Source organism: Campylobacter sp. CNRCH_2015_0814 (assembly GCF_025772765.1).
Classification (GTDB): domain Bacteria; phylum Campylobacterota; class Campylobacteria; order Campylobacterales; family Campylobacteraceae; genus Campylobacter_D.
Genome location: NZ_JAKMSR010000001.1, coordinates 1 through 19,127, shown reverse-complemented (window position 1 = coordinate 19,127; position 19,127 = coordinate 1). Strand labels below are relative to the sequence as shown.

The 19,127-nt window shown below is 30.5% G+C and carries 19 protein-coding genes and 1 pseudogene; 12 read left to right on the top strand and 8 right to left on the bottom strand.

What is annotated here, in order from left to right:
* Window positions 1-93: 93 nt before the first annotated feature.
* From alaS to L8X24_RS00075, 6 genes are all read left to right on the top strand, one after another.
* Complete coding sequence (gene alaS / locus L8X24_RS00100) at window positions 94-2,631, top strand: alanine--tRNA ligase (RefSeq protein WP_263663084.1); 2,538 nt, start codon at window positions 94-96, stop codon at window positions 2,629-2,631.
* Window positions 2,631-3,173, top strand: a complete 543-nt coding sequence (gene maf, locus L8X24_RS00095; RefSeq protein WP_263663083.1) for a septum formation inhibitor Maf — start codon at window positions 2,631-2,633, stop codon at window positions 3,171-3,173. The genes alaS and maf overlap by 1 nt, the downstream gene beginning before the upstream one ends.
* Window positions 3,173-5,104, top strand: coding sequence for a penicillin-binding protein 1A (locus tag L8X24_RS00090; protein WP_263663246.1), 1,932 nt, complete (start codon window positions 3,173-3,175; stop codon window positions 5,102-5,104). The genes maf and L8X24_RS00090 overlap by 1 nt, the downstream gene beginning before the upstream one ends.
* A gap of 80 nt (window positions 5,105-5,184) precedes the next feature.
* Entirely contained in the window at window positions 5,185-6,078 is an 894-nt protein-coding gene (msrP, locus tag L8X24_RS00085; RefSeq protein WP_257396805.1) for a protein-methionine-sulfoxide reductase catalytic subunit MsrP, read from the top strand.
* Window positions 6,078-6,638: a sulfite oxidase heme-binding subunit YedZ gene (locus tag L8X24_RS00080; protein WP_263663082.1), complete on the top strand. Its 561-nt coding sequence runs from the start codon at window positions 6,078-6,080 to the stop codon at window positions 6,636-6,638. Before msrP ends, L8X24_RS00080 begins: the two co-directional genes overlap by 1 nt.
* 90 nt (window positions 6,639-6,728) lie before the next feature.
* Window positions 6,729-8,624, top strand: a complete 1,896-nt coding sequence (locus tag L8X24_RS00075) for an NAD(P)/FAD-dependent oxidoreductase (protein WP_263663081.1) — start codon at window positions 6,729-6,731, stop codon at window positions 8,622-8,624.
* Window positions 8,625-8,654: 30 nt separating this feature from the next.
* Here the strand turns inward: L8X24_RS00075 and L8X24_RS00070 are convergent, their stop codons facing one another.
* From L8X24_RS00070 to L8X24_RS00055, 4 genes are all read right to left on the bottom strand, one after another.
* Entirely contained in the window at window positions 8,655-9,179 is a 525-nt protein-coding gene (locus tag L8X24_RS00070) for a DUF2165 family protein (RefSeq protein ID WP_263663080.1), read from the bottom strand.
* A gap of 66 nt (window positions 9,180-9,245) precedes the next feature.
* Complete coding sequence (locus tag L8X24_RS00065) at window positions 9,246-11,366, bottom strand: heavy metal translocating P-type ATPase (protein ID WP_263663079.1); 2,121 nt, start codon at window positions 11,364-11,366, stop codon at window positions 9,246-9,248.
* Window positions 11,356-11,547 carry a heavy-metal-associated domain-containing protein gene (locus L8X24_RS00060; protein WP_263663078.1) on the bottom strand — a complete coding sequence of 64 codons (192 nt, stop codon included), beginning with the start codon at window positions 11,545-11,547 and terminating at the stop codon, window positions 11,356-11,358. Before L8X24_RS00060 ends, L8X24_RS00065 begins: the two co-directional genes overlap by 11 nt.
* The gene (locus L8X24_RS00055; protein WP_263663077.1) at window positions 11,548-12,093 is read right to left on the bottom strand and encodes a GNAT family N-acetyltransferase; all 546 of its coding nucleotides are present in this window, start codon (window positions 12,091-12,093) and stop codon (window positions 11,548-11,550) included.
* A gap of 80 nt (window positions 12,094-12,173) precedes the next feature.
* On the opposite strand from L8X24_RS00055, the gene L8X24_RS00050 reads away from it, so the two are divergent.
* From L8X24_RS00050 to L8X24_RS00025, 6 genes are all read left to right on the top strand, one after another.
* Complete coding sequence (locus L8X24_RS00050; RefSeq protein ID WP_263663076.1) at window positions 12,174-12,881, top strand: YebC/PmpR family DNA-binding transcriptional regulator; 708 nt, start codon at window positions 12,174-12,176, stop codon at window positions 12,879-12,881.
* Between the two features lie 9 nt (window positions 12,882-12,890).
* On the top strand, window positions 12,891-13,373 hold the full coding sequence (locus L8X24_RS00045; protein ID WP_263663075.1) for a peptidylprolyl isomerase: 483 nt from the start codon (window positions 12,891-12,893) through the stop codon (window positions 13,371-13,373).
* 47 nt (window positions 13,374-13,420) lie between these two features.
* Complete coding sequence (locus L8X24_RS00040) at window positions 13,421-13,849, top strand: trehalose-6-phosphate synthase (protein WP_214098150.1); 429 nt, start codon at window positions 13,421-13,423, stop codon at window positions 13,847-13,849.
* A 49-nt stretch (window positions 13,850-13,898) separates the two neighbouring features.
* Complete coding sequence (locus L8X24_RS00035) at window positions 13,899-14,504, top strand: DedA family protein (protein ID WP_263663074.1); 606 nt, start codon at window positions 13,899-13,901, stop codon at window positions 14,502-14,504.
* Between the two features lie 150 nt (window positions 14,505-14,654).
* Window positions 14,655-15,431, top strand: coding sequence for a threonine/serine exporter family protein (locus L8X24_RS00030; RefSeq protein WP_263663073.1), 777 nt, complete (start codon window positions 14,655-14,657; stop codon window positions 15,429-15,431).
* A complete protein-coding gene (locus L8X24_RS00025; protein WP_039618755.1) occupies window positions 15,428-15,946 on the top strand; it encodes a threonine/serine exporter family protein in 519 nt (172 codons plus the stop codon). Before L8X24_RS00030 ends, L8X24_RS00025 begins: the two co-directional genes overlap by 4 nt.
* On the opposite strand, the gene argS is transcribed toward L8X24_RS00025, so the two are convergent.
* The 4 genes and pseudogenes from argS to L8X24_RS00005 form a co-directional block, all read right to left on the bottom strand.
* Window positions 15,943-17,538, bottom strand: coding sequence for an arginine--tRNA ligase (argS, locus tag L8X24_RS00020; RefSeq protein ID WP_263663072.1), 1,596 nt, complete (start codon window positions 17,536-17,538; stop codon window positions 15,943-15,945). The two genes, L8X24_RS00025 and argS, sit on opposite strands and share 4 nt — an antisense overlap.
* Before the next feature lie 9 nt (window positions 17,539-17,547).
* Window positions 17,548-17,787, bottom strand: coding sequence for a twin-arginine translocase TatA/TatE family subunit (locus L8X24_RS00015; protein ID WP_263663071.1), 240 nt, complete (start codon window positions 17,785-17,787; stop codon window positions 17,548-17,550).
* Window position 17,788: 1 nt separating this feature from the next.
* Window positions 17,789-18,403 carry a guanylate kinase gene (gmk, locus tag L8X24_RS00010; protein WP_263663070.1) on the bottom strand — a complete coding sequence of 205 codons (615 nt, stop codon included), beginning with the start codon at window positions 18,401-18,403 and terminating at the stop codon, window positions 17,789-17,791.
* Window positions 18,400-19,127, bottom strand: a pseudogene (locus tag L8X24_RS00005) (highly acidic protein); the annotation flags it as partial. The pseudogene L8X24_RS00005 and the gene gmk, both read right to left, overlap by 4 nt.

The window sequence follows — 19,127 nt, the reverse complement described above, 5'->3', positions numbered from 1 at the left end:
TTAGTAAATTTAAAATCGTGATTATAAGATAGTTTTACTTAATTTAAAGTATTTTTGGTATTATTTTAAGCAAAAAACTAGCTAGGAAAATCTATGGATATAAGAAAAGAATATTTAGAATTTTTTAAGTCAAAAGGACACGAAATCACTCCTTCAAGCCCTTTAGTTCCTGATGATGCGACTTTACTTTTTACTAATGCAGGTATGGTGCCTTTTAAAAGTATATTTACTGGAGAAGTACCACGCCCTAATCCTCCGCGTAAAACAAGCTGTCAAACTTGTATAAGGGCCGGTGGAAAACACAATGACTTAGACAATGTAGGCTACACAGCAAGACATCATACTTTCTTTGAAATGCTTGGAAATTTTAGTTTTGGGGATTATTTTAAAGAACAAGCTATTGCTTATGCTTGGGAATTTGTAACTGAAGTTTTAAAACTACCTAAAGAAAGATTATATGTAACTGTACATGAAAGCGATGATGAAGCATATGAGCTTTGGCAAAAACATATAGAAAAAGAAAGAATTTATAAATTTGGCGATAAAGATAATTTCTGGCAAATGGGTGATACTGGACCATGCGGGCCTTGTAGTGAAATTTTTTATGATCAAGGTGCTGAGCATTTTAATTCTAGTGAAGATTATATGGGTGGTGATGGAGATAGGTTCTTAGAAATTTGGAACCTCGTTTTCATGCAGTATGAAAGAAGTGCAGATGGAACGCTTACTCCATTACCAAAACCAAGTATTGATACAGGTATGGGACTTGAAAGAGTTAGTGCTATAAAAGAAGGAAAATTTAGCAATTTTGATAGTTCTTTGTTTATGCCTATTATTGAGAGTATTGCAAAACTTTGTGGCAAAACTTATACCTACGAAAATGGGGCTAGCTATAGAGTAATCGCTGATCATATTAGATCAAGTGTATTTTTACTTGCTCAAGGAGTTGGCTTTGATAAAGAAGGTAGGGGCTATGTTTTAAGAAGAATCATGCGCCGTGCCTTAAGACATGGATATTTACTAGGTCTTAAAAGAGCTTTTATGTATGAGCTTGTAGATGTAGTTTGCGAGTTAATGGGTGGGCATTATACTTACCTAAATGAAAAAAAAGAATTTATCAAAGAGCAGATTAAACTAGAAGAAGAAAGATTTTTAAGCACTATCGAAAATGGTATTGAAATTTTCAATGAAGAACTTAAAAAAACTAAAGATATTTTTAGCGGTGAAGTAGCTTTTAAACTTTATGATACTTATGGTTTTCCACTTGATTTAACCCAAGATATGCTAAGAGAAAAAAATCTTAGTGTAGATGAGGCTAAATTTAATGAGCTTATGCAAGAACAAAAAGATAGAGCCAAAGCTTCTTGGAAAGGAAGTGGGGATAAAGCAATTAGCGGGGACTTTAAAGTTTTATTAGAAAAATTTGGTAAAAATACTTTTAGTGGTTATGAAAATTATGAAGAAAAAACTAAAATCATGGCCATTTTAGATGAAAATTTTAAAATCATAACCGAAGCTAAGGCAGGAGATATAGCATGGTTAATGCTTGAAAAAACTCCATTTTATGCAACAAGTGGAGGGCAAAGCGCTGATATAGGTTTTATCAATGAAAATGAGGTTTTAGATACACAAAAATTCTTTGATATTAATCTTAGTCAAGTGAAATTAAAACAAGATCTTAAAACAAATGATGAAGTGTTAGCTTGCATAGATACTAAAAAAAGAGAACAAATCGCAAGACATCATAGTGCGACACATTTATTACACCATGCTTTAAGAGAAATTCTTGGCTCACACATTAGTCAAGCAGGTTCTTTAGTAGAGCATAATAAATTAAGGTTTGATTTTACTCATCCAAAAGCTCTAAACAAAGAAGAATTAAAGCAAATAGAAGCTTTAGTAAACACTTACATCATGCAAGCAAATGAAGCTAAAATTGAAATTTTGGCTTTAGATGAAGCTAAAAAAAGTGGCGCCATAGCTTTATTTAGTGAAAAATATCAAGAAAAAGTAAGAGTTTTAACCCTAGGAGCTAGTAAAGAACTTTGCGGTGGTACCCATGTGAAAAATAGCTCTGAAATAGGAAGTTTTTATATCATCAAAGAAAGCGGGGTTAGTGCTGGAGTTAGAAGGATAGAAGCAGTAGTAAGCAAAGCTGCACTTGATTATGTTAATGAAAATTTAAAAGAACTAAACCAAGCCAAAGAAGAGTTAAAAACTCATGATATTTTAAGCTATGTGGCAAAATTAAAAAATGAAATAGCTAGTTTAAAAAATGAATTAAAAAATTCAAACAAAGCAGAATTAAACTCTAAAGAACTAAATGGCATTCAATATTGCGTGCAAAAAATAGATAGTGGCGATATAAAAACCATGATAGATGAGTTTAAAAACAAATTTAACAAAGCTGTAATTTTACTTTTACAAGAAAAAGAAGGCAAAATCATCATAGCAGCAGGTGTTAAAGACGCTTCATTGAAAGCTGGTGTTTTGGTAAAAGAAATTGCGCAAATGCTTGGTGGAAACGGTGGCGGTAGGGATGATTTTGCAACAGCTGGCGGTAAAGATACAAGTAAAATAGAACAAGCGCTTGATCATGCTAAGAAAATCATAGAAGAAAGTCTTGCTTAATGCTTTATCTAGCTTCAAGTTCGCCTTCACGCGTTGCTTTATTAAAAGAAGCAAATATCGCTTTTGAACAAATTATTATCGATTATGATGAGAGCTTGGTAAAAAAAGATAATCCAAGCTCTTATGTGCAAAAAATTGTTTTAGAAAAAGAAAGGCAGTTTTTTGCAAAATATCCTGATTTAAAAAATGTTTTATTTGCTGATAGCATAGTTTGTGCTCAAAATATCATTCTAACTAAAGCTAAAAGCGATAATGAGGCTTTTAATATGCTCAATTTGCAAAGTGGCAAAAGCATTAGCGTTTTAAGCGCGATGATTTTAGTTTTAGAAGATAAAAAGATTTTTAATCTTAGCAAGTGTGATTTGATTTTGGATAAATTTGATTTAAAAGATATGCAAGAATACGTTGAGTCAAAACTTTATCAAGGCAAAGCCGGAGCTGTGATGTGCGAGGGATTTCATAAAAAATACATTAAAAAAATCATAGGCCATCAAAGTACAGCACTAGGGCTTAATATAGAACTTTTGAAAGCATTTTTATGATAAAAATTTTAAAAATATTTCTTTCTTTTTGTGTAGTGTGTGCGGTTGGAGTTTTTATATTTATTGCATATTTGTTTTCTGATTCTGATTTAAATCAATACACCTTTAAAGATTATAAACCGCCTCTTACAACACAAATTTTTGATAAAAATGGAAAATTAGTTGCAAATGTTTTCGAGCAACACCGCTTTTATGCTCCTTATGAAGAACTTCCACCAAGACTTATAGAAGCTTTGGTGGCCATTGAAGATACTAGCTTTTTTGAACATGGTGGTGTTAATATAGATGCGATTTTTAGAGCAGCTATTAAAATCATAAGAAGTGGTGGAAAAACCATGGAAGGAGCTTCCACTCTTACGCAACAATTCATAAAAAACACAGAATTAACCCCAGAGCGTACTTTAAGTAGAAAGCTAAAAGAAGCTTTACTTGCATACAAAATAGAAAGTACTTTAACTAAAGAGCAAATTTTAGAAAGATATTTAAATTTCATATTCTTTGGACATGGATATTATGGAGTAAAAACTGCTGCGCTTGGGTATTTTAGAAAAAATTTAGATGAGCTTAGTTTGAAAGAAATTGCCATTTTAGTAGGTATGCCAAAGGCTCCAAGTACTTATGATCCTACTAGACATTTAGATCTTTCTTTAGCTAGAGCAAATAGCGTAGTACAAAGAATGTATAATCTTGGTTGGATTTCTAAAGAAGAGTATGAAAATGCCTTAAAAGAAATTCCAAAAGTATATGATGATACTTTAACACAAAATGCAGCTCCTTATGTTACTCAAGAAGTTTTAAAACAACTAAGCGGAATTAAAGACTTAAAAAGTGGCGGTTATAAAATAGAGCTTGCTATAGATCTTGATGTGCAAAATATTGCAAGAGAAGCTTTAAAATTTGGCTATGATGAAATAGTTAAAAGAGATAAAGATGCCAATTTAAGCACACTTAATGGAGCTATGATAGTAGCAAATCACCAAAATGGAGATATATTAGCCTTAGTAGGTGGAGTAAATTATACAAAAAGTAATTTCAACCGCGCTACTCAAAGTTTAAGACAGCCTGGAAGTTCTTTTAAACCTTTTTTATACCAAATTGCTATTGACATGGGTTATTCTCCTATGAGCAAGGTTGCTGATATTTCAAGAATTTTTGAAAGCACCAAAGAAGATGAGAAAGACTGGAAACCTAAAAATTACGGTGGAAAATTTCTAGGGCTTATAAGCTTAAAAGAAGCATTAACTGGATCAAGAAACCTAGCTACCATAAATTTAGCTCTTGCCCTAGGACTTGATGTGATCCATGATAAACTTCAATTTATGGGCTTTGAGAATATACCGGTTGATTTATCTATAGTTTTGGGTAGCTTTGGAATTTCTATTTATGACTATGCTAAACTTTATACAGTATTTGGAAACTATGGCGTGCAAAAAGATTTGATACTCATTAAAAGAGTAATTGATAAAAATGGCAAAATAGTAGTAGAGTTTAACTCTGGAGAAAGAAAAATCAGCGAACCCGAACAAGCCTTTTTAGTTAATGATATGATGCAAAATGTTGTTGAAAAAGGCACTGGACGCAATGCTAGAGTAGAAGGGATTGAAATAGCTGGAAAAACAGGTACTTCAAATAAAAGCATAGATGCGTGGTTTTGTGGCTTGACTCCTGAAATAGAAGCTATCATTTGGTATGGTAATGATGATAATAAACCTATGAAACAAATCGAAGGTGGTGCAAGGACTGCTGCTCCAGTTTTTAAAGAATTTTTAACAAAATACTTAGAACTTTATCCTGATAGTGCCAGAAAATTTATCATTCCAAAAGGAGTTTACCAAGGAATTTATGAAAAACAAAGAGAATATTATACCAATACTTCTCCATTTCCAAAAAACAACCCTGCTCTATCTGAAAACAATGAGATAATTTTTTAAAATATTTTTTTATATAATAAAAATTATCCTTTTATTTTCCTTTATATGTTTTAATATCACAAAACTTATAAAGGAAAATTATGAATATCACAAACGAACAATTATATAAAAAAAGACGCCATTTTTTAAAACTAGGCGCTGGAGCTTTAGTTAGTTCAGCCTTAGTTCAATCTGAATTGATGGCATTAAATTTCTTTCCTGATCCTAATAATGAAAAATTAAAACTTAGCGATGAAAAAATTGCGACTAATTATGTAAATTTTTATGAATTTTCTACTGATAAAAAAAGAGCCGTAGAGCTTGCGAAAAATTTTAACACAAATGGTTGGAAAATAGAAGTTAGCGGGGAAGTTGAAGAGCCTTTGACTTTAACCATGCAAGATTTATTAGCCTTTCCTTTAGAAGAGAGAATTTATAGATTTCGTTGTGTTGAAACTTGGTCTATGGTAGTGCCTTGGGTTGGTTTTGAATTGCGTGCTTTAATAGAAAAATGCAAAGTCAAAAGTGAGGCTAAATTTATAAAATTTACCACTCTTTTTGATAAAAATCAATTTGCCGATCAAGCTTCATTTTTCCCAACTCTTGATTATCCTTATGTAGAGGGTTTAAGATTAGATGAGGCTATGCATCCACTAACGCTTATGGCTGTGGGTATGTATAAAAAGCCTTTATTAGGACAAAATGGAGCGCCGATTCGTCTTGTAGTTCCATGGAAGTATGGCTTTAAAAGTATAAAATCTATTGTAAAAATAGAATTTACCAAAGAACAACCTAAAACCACATGGGAGCTAGCAAACCCTAGAGAATATGGATTTTATGCTAATGTTAATCCAAATGTCTCTCATCCAAGATGGTCTCAAGCAAATGAGCGTCCTTTGGGAGATTTTTTCACCAAGCCTACACAAATGTTTAATGGCTATGAAAAAGAAGTAGCACATTTGTATAAAGATATGGACTTAAAGGTTAATTTTTAATGAGCAAAAAAGTTTATAATATCGGTGGATTTTTAGCCTTTGCTTTAAGTATTATTTTTAGTATTTATCAAATCATGCAAGAATTTGATATTGTAAAATCTGTATATTTTTATAGTGGTATATTCGGCTTAATCTTTTTTGGATTGAGCCTGTTTTTTTCACTTTTAAAGTATAAACACACAAAAGATTACCCTAAATTTTTAGGTTTTTATGCATTTTTTTGGGCTTTGATTCACTTTTTTAATTATTTTGCTTTTGGAAAAAATTTAGATTTAATACTTTTTTTCAAAGATACTTTTAGTAAAAATTTAGAATTTAGTGGTTTTGTAAGCTTTTTTATACTCACATTTATGTTTATAAGTTCATTTAAGTTTTTTAAAAAAATGAGTAAAATAAGAAAACTTGGATATTTTTGCTTTTTACTAGCAACTTGGCATTATTTTTTATCTGCAAAAATACCACAAATTCCACATTTTTTAGCTTTAAGTCTAGCCTTGATTTTTCTACTTATTAAACTATATAAAAATTATAAAAAGAGAAAAAAAGTAACTTTTTTATAAAAATTTGTATTCAAATGAAACACTTTTAAGAGTAAATATATAAATATATTCTTAAAATAAGACTTGATATATCTTATTTTAAGGACAATCATGCAAAGAAGAGATTTTTTAAATGGAATGGCTTTAACTATACTTGCAGGAATGACTCCTTTGCAAGTATTATATGGTAAAGAAGCCAAAATCGAAGATTTTACCAAAGAATACTATCCTCCAAAATGGCTTGGACTAAGGGGTAGCAATAATGCAAGTTATGAATTTGCACATATGCTAAGAGATGGTGAAAAATTTGACTTTAGCGCTATCAAACCTAAACAAGAATATGATTTGGTTGTAGTTGGAGCTGGAATTAGTGGTTTAGCAGCTGCCTGTTTTTATCAAAACAAATTTGGAAAAGATAAAAAAATTCTTATCCTTGATAATCATGATGATTTTGGTGGACATGCTAGAAGAAATGAAATAGATTTAGAAGATGGTACTATTTTAAGTTATGGTGGTAGTGAAACATTTCAATCACCAAAGGCGTTATATTCCAAAGAAGTAGTAGATTTATTATCATCTTTGGGTGTGGATATTGATGAGCTTGCTAAACGTTTTGATGTAAATTTTTATCCTGATTTAAATCTTAGCAGGGGTGTGTATTTTTCTAAGGCTGAATTTGGAGTAGATAAGGTCGTAAGTGGCAACCCTAGAAAAGTAATTTGTGATGATATTCCTGAGGGAAGACATAATGGTAGAAGCGTTGAAGCTTTTATAGGTGATTTTCCTCTTAATGAAAAAGATAAAAAAGATTTAATTGCTTTATTTAAAAGCGAAAAAGACTATTTAAAAGGCTTGACAAAAGAGCAAAGAGATGAGTATGTGGCTAAAACAAGCTATAAAAAATTCTTAGAAGAAAAAGTTAAGCTTTCACCACAAGCTGTAAAATTCTTTGAAGGTATGACAGATGACTTTTTGGCTTTAGGTATTGATGCTGTTTCTTGTGAAGATGCTAGAGCTTCATTTTTACCTGGTTTTGACAAACTTGGACTTGATCCAATCGAGGGAGAAGCATTAGCTGAAATGGAAGAACCATATATCCACCACTGTGCTGATGGTAATGCTACTGTTGCTAGATTAATGGTTAGAAGATTAATTCCTGATGTGTCTAAAAAAGGCAAAGATATGGATGAAGTTACTCTAGCTCATTTTGATTATTCTAAACTTGATCTTGCTAAAAACAAAGTGCGTTTAAGATTAAACAGCACTGTTATAAATGTAGAAAATACAAAAGATGGAGCTTTAGTAACTTACGTTAATAAAGGCAAAAATTACAGAGTAAAAGCTAAAAAAGTTGTAATGGCAAATTATAATAGTATGATTCCATACATAGTACCAAGCATGCCACAAGATCAAAAAGATGCTTTGAGTAAAAACGTAAAAACATCACTTTTACACACAAATGTTATTATAAGTAACTGGGAACCATTTATAAAACTTGGAGTACATGAAATTTATTCACCAAAAATGCCTTATGCTAGAACCAAGCTTGATTATCCTGTGGATATGGGAGGATACCATCACCCAAGAGATCCTAAAAAGCCTATTTGTGTTCATATGGTATGCTCGCCTTTAGTATTTGCTTCTATGCAAGGAATCGACCTTGAAGGAATGGATGCAAGAGATAGAGCTAGAGTGGGTAGAAATTTATTATTCACTATGAGTTTTGAAGAACATGAAAAAATCGTTCGCGATCAACTTCAAGGCATGTTAGGCTCGGCTGGATTTGACCATGAAAGAGACATTAAGGCTATAGTTGTAAATCGTTGGGGGCATTGTTATTCATATACAGAAAACAGTCTTTTTGATGATAGTGAAGAAGCGCAAAAAACTATAGAACTTGCAAGAAAACCTTTTGGTAATATCGTTATAGCAAATTCAGATGCTGATTGGGATGCTTATATGCACGCAGCAATTGATCAAGCATATCGTGCTGTTAATGAACTATAAAATCAAACTCCTTTTTAGGAGTTTGATGAATCAATCATCGTTTTTGATACTAATATAAATTAAAGCTAAAAGCATATAAGTTACTAATCTGGTAGCATCAGGTAAGCCATTCCAAGTTTTACTCATCCACATACCAAACCATTCTGCAGCCACTACTTGAAAGCCAAAAAACCAAAGTAAACAACAACAAGTTAAAGCAATGATTCCAAATTTTTTAGCTTCATGGAAAGTTTTTGCATCTGAATTTCTTGCGTTAAACATATCCAAGGCGCCTTTTAAAGCAGTTAACATAATAAAAGCTTCAAAACAAATAATAAAAATATAGGCAATATGATGGATAGTAGAATTTGTAATAGCTCTATAAACAATAGCATTACCTAAATAATCAGGTTTGGTATCCATGCTCATAACATGTTTTACAAATTGAAAATTTGAATTGTAATCAGTTACATTACCAAAAACAACAATAGCCGCTAAAGAGGCAACTGTAAGCAAGATAATCATTTTAGAATATCTTACTATATTCATCATAGAAAAACCGCAGTTGCAATTCATTCTAGTACTCCTTTTTGTTAAATTTATATTAATATAATATAGAAAATATTAAATAAACTTAAATACCTAACGTAATCTTAAAGAATTTAGTACAACTGTTACTGAACTAAAACACATTGCCAAAGCTGCCAAATGCGGACTAAGACTTATAAATGGCACAAAACCTGCTGCAATAGGAATGCACAAAGCATTGTAAATAAAAGCCCAAAAAAGATTGAGTTTGATGATATTTTTAGTTTTTTGAGAAAGCTCAAAACAATAAGCTATTAAAGATAAATCATCTTTTATTAAAATCAAATCTCCACTTTTTTTAGCAAGCTCACTTGCTTTGGAAAAACTTATGCTTGCACTAGCTAAATTTAAAGCAGGAGCATCATTGATACCATCTCCTATAAAAAGCACTTTTTCTTTTTTAATTTTTTCTTTTATAAAATCAAGCTTTTGCTCGGGTTTTAAGTCAGAATAATACTCATCGATATTAAGCTCATTTGCTATTTTGGCAACACTTTTTTTATTATCACCGCTTAAAATAATACTTTTTACACCTTTTTGCTTTAAATTTACTATCAAGTCTTTAGCTTCGTTTTTAAGTTCATTTTTCAGGCAAACCCCACCAAGACAAATATTATTTTTTGCAAAATACAAACATATAGGTGCTTGATCTTCAAATTCTTGCAAAAATTGCTTGCTTTTTTGTATATCAACACCATTTTCAAGCATTAATTTTTCATTGCCTATTAAATATTTATCTTCATTTTCCTCATAAAGCAAACCACTACCCACTAAAACACTTAATTTTCCTTGCAAATTTAAATTTACATTCAATTCTTTAGTAAAAGCCTTTGCGATTGGGTGTGAGCTTAAATTTTCAATTTGGGTGAGTTTTTGAAAATTTTCTTGAGTTAGATCATGCTTATAAACACTTAAATCATCTTGACTTAAAGTGCCAGTTTTATCAAAAATAGCAAGTTTTATACTAGCTAAATTCTCTAGCACTGCTGGATTTTTCACTAAGATAAAATTTCTTGCTCCATTTGCTAAAGCGCTAACTATGGCTATAGGGGTTGCTAAGCCCAAAGCACAAGGACAAGAGATTAAAAGCGTAGCACAAGCATGTAAAAACGCTGCATTAATTCCTTCTTTGAAATACCAAAAAGCAAACACAAAAAGTGATAAAATTATAATACAAGCTACAAAATAAGCTGAAATCTTATTAGCTAAATTTGCTAAAGGTGTTTTGACATTACCTGCTTTAAAAACAAGATCTTTGATTTGTTCTAATGAGCTTTCAATCGCCTTTTTACTAGCTTTAATCTTTAAGCTTCCATTAATCAACACAGTTCCTGCTAAAATCTCATCATCTTGCTTTTTTAAAAGTGGTAAAAACTCTCCTGTTAAAAAACTCACATCAACCTCAGCTTCACCTGCTATAATCACCCCATCAGCAACAACGCTTTCGCCCTCTTTTACTAAAATCACATCATTTTCTTTTACAAAAGCACTGGGTATGCTTTTTATACTTCCATCTTCTAAGATTATATTAGCTTTTTTAATATCTATGTTTTTTAATTTATTTTGATACTCTAAGGATTTAAATTTAGCCTTTTCTTCTAAGTATTTACCTAATAAAACAAAGCTTATAATCATCGCTCCGCCACTAAAATACAAATAACCATCTTTGCTAAATACCTCAAAATACACAAAAAAAGAATATACAAAAGAAGTAAAGGCACCTAAGGATATCAAAGTGTTCATATCTAAATTTTTATGTATTAATCCTTTAAGAGCGTGGATAAAAAAACCTTTTCCGCAATAAAAAATCGCTACCATAGATAAAAACATTTGAATTAAAGCAGAAACATTTCCTTGAACAAACATTTCAAAATACATCACAATAGAGCTTAAAATTATACTCATGATAAGCTTTGTTTTCATATTTTTAAGCTCTTTGAGTTTAAACTCGTATAAATTTTGCTCTTCTTGTAATATCTCAAAACCCAAAGCTTTGATTTTTTCTTTGATTTTTACTTCCAAAGATAAATCTTTAAGCAAAAACACCCCGCTAGAATTGACATAAGAAACACTTACATCTTCGACTCCATCAATTTTTGCACAAACTTTTTCTATAGCATTAGAGCAATTAACACAAGTCATATTACCTATTTTTAATTTTAACTCATGCTTCATCTATCTCAAAACCTAAATCTTGTAATTGTTTTTTGAACTCTTCAACTTGTTCTGCTTTTAAATCAATCTCAATACTTTTTGTTTCAACATTTATTTGCATGGTACCAAATTCATCTTCCAAAGAAGCCTTGATTAAATTTACACAACTTTGACAATTAATATTTTTAGTTTTTATAATCATTTATTCTCCTTTTTCTCTGTATTCATATTTATGAGAGTGAAAAATTTTATTTTTTATCAGTTTAAAACCCATTTTTTCATAAAGCATTTTTGCATTTATATTTTCATCTTCTACGATTAATGAAAGCTTTTTACCATTTTTCAAAGCTTCATTGAAAGCGCATTCAATCAATTTCTTAGCAATACCTTTCCCTCTTGCTTTTTCATCCACACAAATACTATCTAAATAAAACTCATTTTCACATTCTTTTAAAACTTTTTCTTTGATTCCTAAAAATTCTAAATGCTCATTTAAAGGCTTATCTAGCTCATCCGCCAAAGCCCCATCATAAAAACAAATCGCACCTAAAATTTCCCTATCTTCTTCATAAACATATATATTTTCATAGCTTAAACGATTATTTTCTTGAGTGAAGAAATTTTCTAAAACCTCTATGGCTTTTTGATGATCATTATAACCACTAAGTTTGTATATAAAATGATCCATTGCTAAAGCAAGCAATTGTATGCATTTTTTAACATCATCTTTTCTAGCTTTTCTGATCACTCTTTTACTCCTTTAAAATCAAATTTAGACTTCTTAGTTTATACTTTTAACTTTAAAACAATATAAGAAAGAGAGAATTTATGGGAAGAGCGTTTGAATATCGCAGAGCCTCTAAAGAAGCAAGATGGGATAAAATGAGCAAACTTTTTCCAAAACTTGCAAAGGCTATACAAGTAGCAGCAAAAGAAGGCGGAGCTGATCCTGATATGAATCCAAAGCTTCGTAGTGCCATAGCTACTGCAAAAGCTAATAATATGCCAAAAGACAATATCGATGCAGCTATTAAAAGAGCAAGTGGAAAAGATAGTGCTGATATTAAAAATATCCACTATGAAGGAAAAGCAGCACATGGAGCTTTAATCATTGTTGAGTGTATGAGTGATAATCCTACACGCACAGTGGCCAATGTAAAAGCGATTTTTAGCAAAAATGGTGGAGAAATTTTACAAAATGGCTCTTTAACTTTTATGTTTTCACATAAAGCTGTTTTTCATCTTGAAAAATATGATGGAGATTTAGAAGAACTTGAGCTTGAATTCATTGATGCAGGACTTGAAGAGCTTGAGCAAAATGAAGAGGAATTACTAATTATAGGTGATTACACTGCTTTTGGCGAGCTTAGCAATGCCATAGAAAAAAAAGGCTTAGTGCTAAAAAAAGCAGGACTTGAATATCTTGCAAACAATCCTGTAAATTTTAGCGAAGAACAACTTCTTGATATTGAAAAATTGCTTGATAAATTAGAAGATGATGATGATGTACAAGCAGTTTATACTAATATAGAATAGGATCAAAAAATGCTTAAAAAAATCGACACAAAAAATGCAAAAAAATACAATTTTGCTATCATTAGCACCGAAAAAGGTGATATGAAATTAGAATTATTTCCCGATGAAGCGCCACAAACTGTGTGTAATTTTGCCAACTTAGCCAATGATGGTTTTTATGATGAGCTTGTTTTTCACCGCGTGATTCCAAATTTTGTGATACAAGGTGGTTGTCCTTATGGTATAGGCTCAGGTGGCCCTGGATATGAGATAGAATGTGAATGTGACGATCAAAAACACAAGCACTTAAGAGGTAGCTTATCTATGGCTCACGCTGGCAGAGATACAGGCGGATCGCAATTTTTCATTTGTCACAGCCCACAGCCTCATTTAGACGGAGTGCATACTATCTTTGGGCAAATTAACCCTGAAGATAAAGAAAGTTTGGAAGTACTAGATAGCATTAGAGCAGGAGATAAAATCAAAACTATCCAAATTTTAGAAAAACTTTAATTTTACATCTCCTTAAAATTGTGCTATGATTTTTAAGGAGATTAATTATGCATTTTATTTTTATTTGTATTCATCTTATTTGCGCTGTATTTTTTATAGCCTATGTATTTTTTGATGTATGTGTTTATCGCTTTGCTTATCAACACGCAAACAAAGAAGATTGTGATAAAATCAAAAAAGCCTATACTAAATCAAGTATTTTTATTTTTGCTGGTATTTTTATCTTACTTTTACTAAGTGGATTTTATCTTTTGAGCTTTTATGAAATTAACTCTTTTTGGGATTTTTTTGCGAGTAATTTTGGCATATTTTTATTTATCAAGCTTTTATTATTAATAACAATGCTAGCTTTGACTTTTTATTCTTTATTTTTTATAAAAGTTTTAAAAAGAAAAGATCCTTTGAAATCTCACTTGATTGCATTGATTTTATGTATTTTAATAATCATTTGCGCAAAAGCCATGTTATATTTTTAAAACATTAAAACTAAACTTATATCATTAGCTTAAAAAATAAAGGTTATTTATGCTTGGTGATATTATAGATTTTTTACTCACTCTTGCAAAAGATTGGGGTTATTGGGGGATTATTTTTCTTATGTTTGTAGAAAGTTCCTTTTTTCCTTTTCCCAGTGAAGTAGTGATGATACCTGCTGGATATTTAGCCCATCAAAATGAACTTAACTTTTGGCTATGTCTATTTTGTGGGACTTTTGGAGCTCTTTTGGGTGCTTTATTAAATTATTACTTATGTTATTTTTTAGGGCGTAATGTTATTTTAAAAATATGTAAATATTTTGGAGTTAATGAAACAAAATTTGCTCAGTTTGAAGCCTTTTTCAATAAACATGGTGAAATATCAACATTTAGCGGTAGATTAATCCCTGGATTGCGTCAATACATTTCTTTACCTGCTGGACTTGCAAGAATGAATTTGAAAAAATTTATATTTTATACTAGTTTAGGAGCTGGAATTTGGTGTTTAATTTTACTTATATTAGGTTATATTTTAGGTAAAAATGAAGACTTACTTAAAGAATATTTGCATTTTGTTATTGTAGCTTGTATTATTTTTGCTACTATGATTGTGGCTATTTATATCTATATCCAAAAAAGAAAAAAGATATCTTAAAATTTCAATTTTAAATACCTAGTTTCATTAGCTAGGTATTTTATTATTTCCTTTAATTTAATATATATTGTCTAAAAACATTTAAATTTATATGATTTTATATTTGATTTTTGATAAAATCTTATAAAAATTATTTCAAAGAAAAATGTTATGCAAAAGCCATCTATTCAAAATTTAACAGATTTTTTAATCGAATACATCAGTGTTTTTCTAAGTGCTGGAACCTACACAGCAAGAGTGGCAAAGTGCGTTGGAAGAATAGCTAATGCATATGGTTATGAGATTAACATGAATTTTTTCTTTCATCATACCACACTAAATATTTTTGATAAAGATGATAATTCCATACAAAGAACCTATATCATACCTAATAAACACAATCATATTAATTTTAAACTGATTTTAGAACTTAGTACATTAAGCTGGCAAATTCATGATCATAAATACAACCTAGAAGAAGCTAAATTTTCTCTTTTAAAACTCAAACAAAGCACAAGAAATCCTTTTTTAGCGAATTTATTTTTAGTATCAGTGGCAAATTCCGCATTTTGCAAGCTATTTGGAGGAGATTTTTATGGTTGCTTATTTGTATTTTTAGCTACTTTAGTAGGTTTTAGCTTAAGAGTTTTACTCACTAAAATAAAAATTGATTTAAGAATTCAATACATTATTTGTTCTTTTTTATCTTCTTTTATTGTATTTTTTGGGGTGGATTTAAAACTCGTGCAAGAAGCTAATGTTGCTTTGGGTTCTAGTATATTATATTTAATTCCTGGGGTTTATTTTATAAACTCCGTTATAGACATTTTAAAAGATCATATACTTATGGGGCTTAGTCGTATTATTAGTGTGGCGATATTAGTATGCTGTATTGCCATTGGAATTTACACTACTCTTGGTATTAATGATTTTGGGATTTTAAGATGATTGATTATTCTTCTATACTTTGGGATATGTTTTTTGCAGCTTTAACAGGTTTTGGTTTTGCTTATGTGTGTAATCCACCCTTTAAAACACTCATACTCTCAGCCATATTAGCCGCTATAGCTCATGGCATGCGCTTTACCTTGATGGGATATTTTGGCTTTCAAACCTTGGCTATTGCAACCTTTATAGCTTCTTTTAGTATAGGCTGTCTTGGTTTATTTTTAGCTAAGATTTTTAAAACACCTGCTGAAATCATAGCTTTTCCCGCTCTCATTCCTATGATACCTGGAATTTATGCATATAAGGCCATATTGTATTTAATTTCTTTTATACGCTCAGAAGATATTAGCGAAAAGACTAATTTCTTGATTCAATTTTTTGATCATTTTTTTACAACACTTTCAGTAACACTAGCCTTAGCAGTAGGAGTAAGTGTGACTTTGCTTTTATTTTTTGAGCAAAGCTTTATGATGACAAGAAGTATTAAAAAAAGTAAAAATCACGATCAAAATTAATCGTGATTCATTTTATTTTTTGCTTCTATCCCCATAAGCGCAAAAGCTGTTTTAATACTTAAAGCACATACGGCAAAAAGTTTTAAAAGCTCATCTTCATTATCTGAACCAACTACTTTATTTTCATTATAAAATTTATGAAATAAAGATGCTAAATTTTTTAAATAATCAGGAATTTTTTGCAAGGCTCTTGACTCAAATGCGTCATTAAGCACTGCTTTTAAATTTAAACTTTCAAATAAAAGATTCATGCCATCTTCATTCAAACTCTCAAATTTAGCATGCATAACATCATCTACACTCTTACCGGCTTTAGCAAATATTTGATGAATTCTTGCATGAGCATAATTAATATAATACACGGGATTAGAACTATCTTCTTTTTTAAACTCATCTACATCAAACTCTAAATGTGTATCACATTTTTTACTAATAAAAATATATCTTAACACATCACTGCCAAGCTCTTCTAAAACATCACCCATTAAGATGAAATTTCCTGCTCTTTTGCTCATTTTATAAGGCTCACCATTTTTTAATAATGAAACCATTTGCGCTAAGATAATTTCAAGATTTTGACTATCATGACCTAAAAATTCCATAGCAGCTTTCATTCTAGCTATATAGCCATGATGATCAGCTCCCCATATATTAATACACTTATCATAACCGCGGCTCATTTTATCTTTATGATAAACTATATCAGCAGCTAGATAAGTTCCTTTTCCATCATCTTTAATAATCACACGATCTTTTTCATCGCCTTTAGCACTTGATGCAAGCCAGATTTTACCATCTTGTTCATAAGTACCACCATGCTCTTTTAAAGCTTTTAAGGTATTTTCTAATTCATTATAATAACTTGTTTCGCTCACATAAGTATCAATAAATATCTTAGCATCGGCCAAATTTTGCTTGATAATTTTAAGCATTTTATCCTTAGCCCAAAGTGCTAATTGCGGAATGTTTTCTTCTACAAAGAAATCTTTTTCAAAAACAATAAAAGCTTCTTTTGCTACATCTACGATATATTCGCCTTTATAATACTCATCAGGATATTGAACTTGCTCTTTTAAACAATGCTCTTTTACTGCAAGTAATATAGAAAGACCTAAAAGATAAATTTGATTACCCGCATCATTGACATAATATTCTGTATCAAATTTATATCCTAAATGCCTAGCAACCCTAGTTAAAGTATCGCCAAAAATAGCCCCTCTAGCATGTCCTATGTGTAAAGGCCCTGTCGGATTTGCACTCACATATTCAAGTAAAAAACTCTGCTCTTTTTTATCATCTTTTGCAAAATTTTCACTATCGCCCAAAGCTTGCGTAGCCAAAGAATTTAAAAAAGTTTTTGAAAGTTTAAAATTTACATAACCATTTAAAGCCTCTACACTTTCAAAACAATCACAATTTTTTAACTTAGCAACAATATCATTGGCAATTATCATAGGATTTTGCTTTAATTCTTTAGCCAAAGAAAAAGCCAAAGGCGTGGCAAAATGAGCTAGATTTTTATTCTTGGGATTTTCTAAGATAAAATCTCTTCCTAATTTTTCTTTAATTTCTTTATAAACTAAAGTTTTCAATGTATTGCCTTAAGCTTTTTTTACTTCTTCGTTATTTTCTTTTACAAGAACATCTTTTTCATTGATTTTTTCAATTTTTTGCGCGTCTTCTTGAACGATTTTTTTATTATCTTCTGTATTCATTTCATCTTTAAAAGTTTTAATACCTTTTCCTAAGCCTTTAGCAAGCTCTGGAATTTTTTTTGCACCAAAAAGTAACACTACAATAAGTAATATAATCAACCATTGAGTTCCGCTTGGCATATGCATTTTATTCTCCTTTATTCCATTGAATTTGAATTTGTTTTAAATCATGTTTTGTACTTTTTAATTTTGAAGCTTCAAAAACCGCCTCTAACTCCCTATAGCTTTTTTCAAGATCATCATTTATGATTAAAAAATCATATCGATCCAAATAAGCCATTTCATCACTAGCATTTTCCAATCTTTTGCTAATATCTTCTATTTTATCAGTATTTCGCTTAAGCAATCTTTTTTCAAGTTCTTTTTTATTTTTAGTTGTAATAAAAACAGAAGTAATATATTCAGGCATTTTTTCTTTAGCTATACAAAAACCTTGTACATCGATATCAAAAATGACACTTTTACCCTCTTGTAATGCTTTTTTCACAGGGATTAACGAAGTGCCATAATAATTTTTATGTACCAAAGCCCATTCTAAAAAATCACCTTTTTCTATACCTTGTTTAAATTCTTCTTCGCTAATAAAAAAATAATCTACTCCATTTTTTTCATTTTCTCTAGGAGCTCTTGTTGTACTTGAAATAGAAAAATAAATATTATCTTTTTCTTTAAAAAGCCTTTGAAGCAAGGTACTCTTACCTGCTCCACTTGGCCCTGAGATGATTAAAATTTGACCACTCAATGTTTATCCTCATCAAAGCTTATGTTAATGTTTATATTCATTTTCATGCCTTTTAAGGCTGCTTTTAAAGTATCATCGGTAATACTCGAAGTGATAGTTTGAGCTATACTTTTACTAAGCTCATTTACCATTTCATCTTCTTGTAAATTCTCTGCTTTTTCTTCAGTGTTTACCTTGCTTACTTCTTTCTTTTCTACAATAGCTGGAGCAAGTTCTTCTCCTAAAGCTAACATAATATCATTTTCGTTTAAATTTGCAAATTCATCTTGCGTTTTATCTAAAACTTCACTCATATTTTCCTCTATATTTTCCTCATTCACATCGGCTTGTGATTTCATTTGTAAATCTTCACCCTCACTTAAATCCTGCATATCAAAATCACTCATTAAATTCTCATCAATATCACCAAATTCTTCATCTAGTTCATCAATAGCAGCTAATTCTTCTTTTATTTTATCTTGAGTGCTTAACTCCTCTTCTGGTTGAAAATCATCTATACTTTCATCTTCAAAAACCTCTTCTACTAAAGGTTCATTTTCTTCTGCAACACTATCATCATCTTTTGCTTCACCAATAAATTGAGCATCTTCAGGTAAATCATCAAAACTCATCTCTTTTTCGCTCATTTCTTCAACCATAGGTAAATCATCAAGAGAATCAAATTCGGCGGGGTTTTCTTCTATATTTTCTTCTATATTTTCTTCTATATTTTCTTCTATATTTT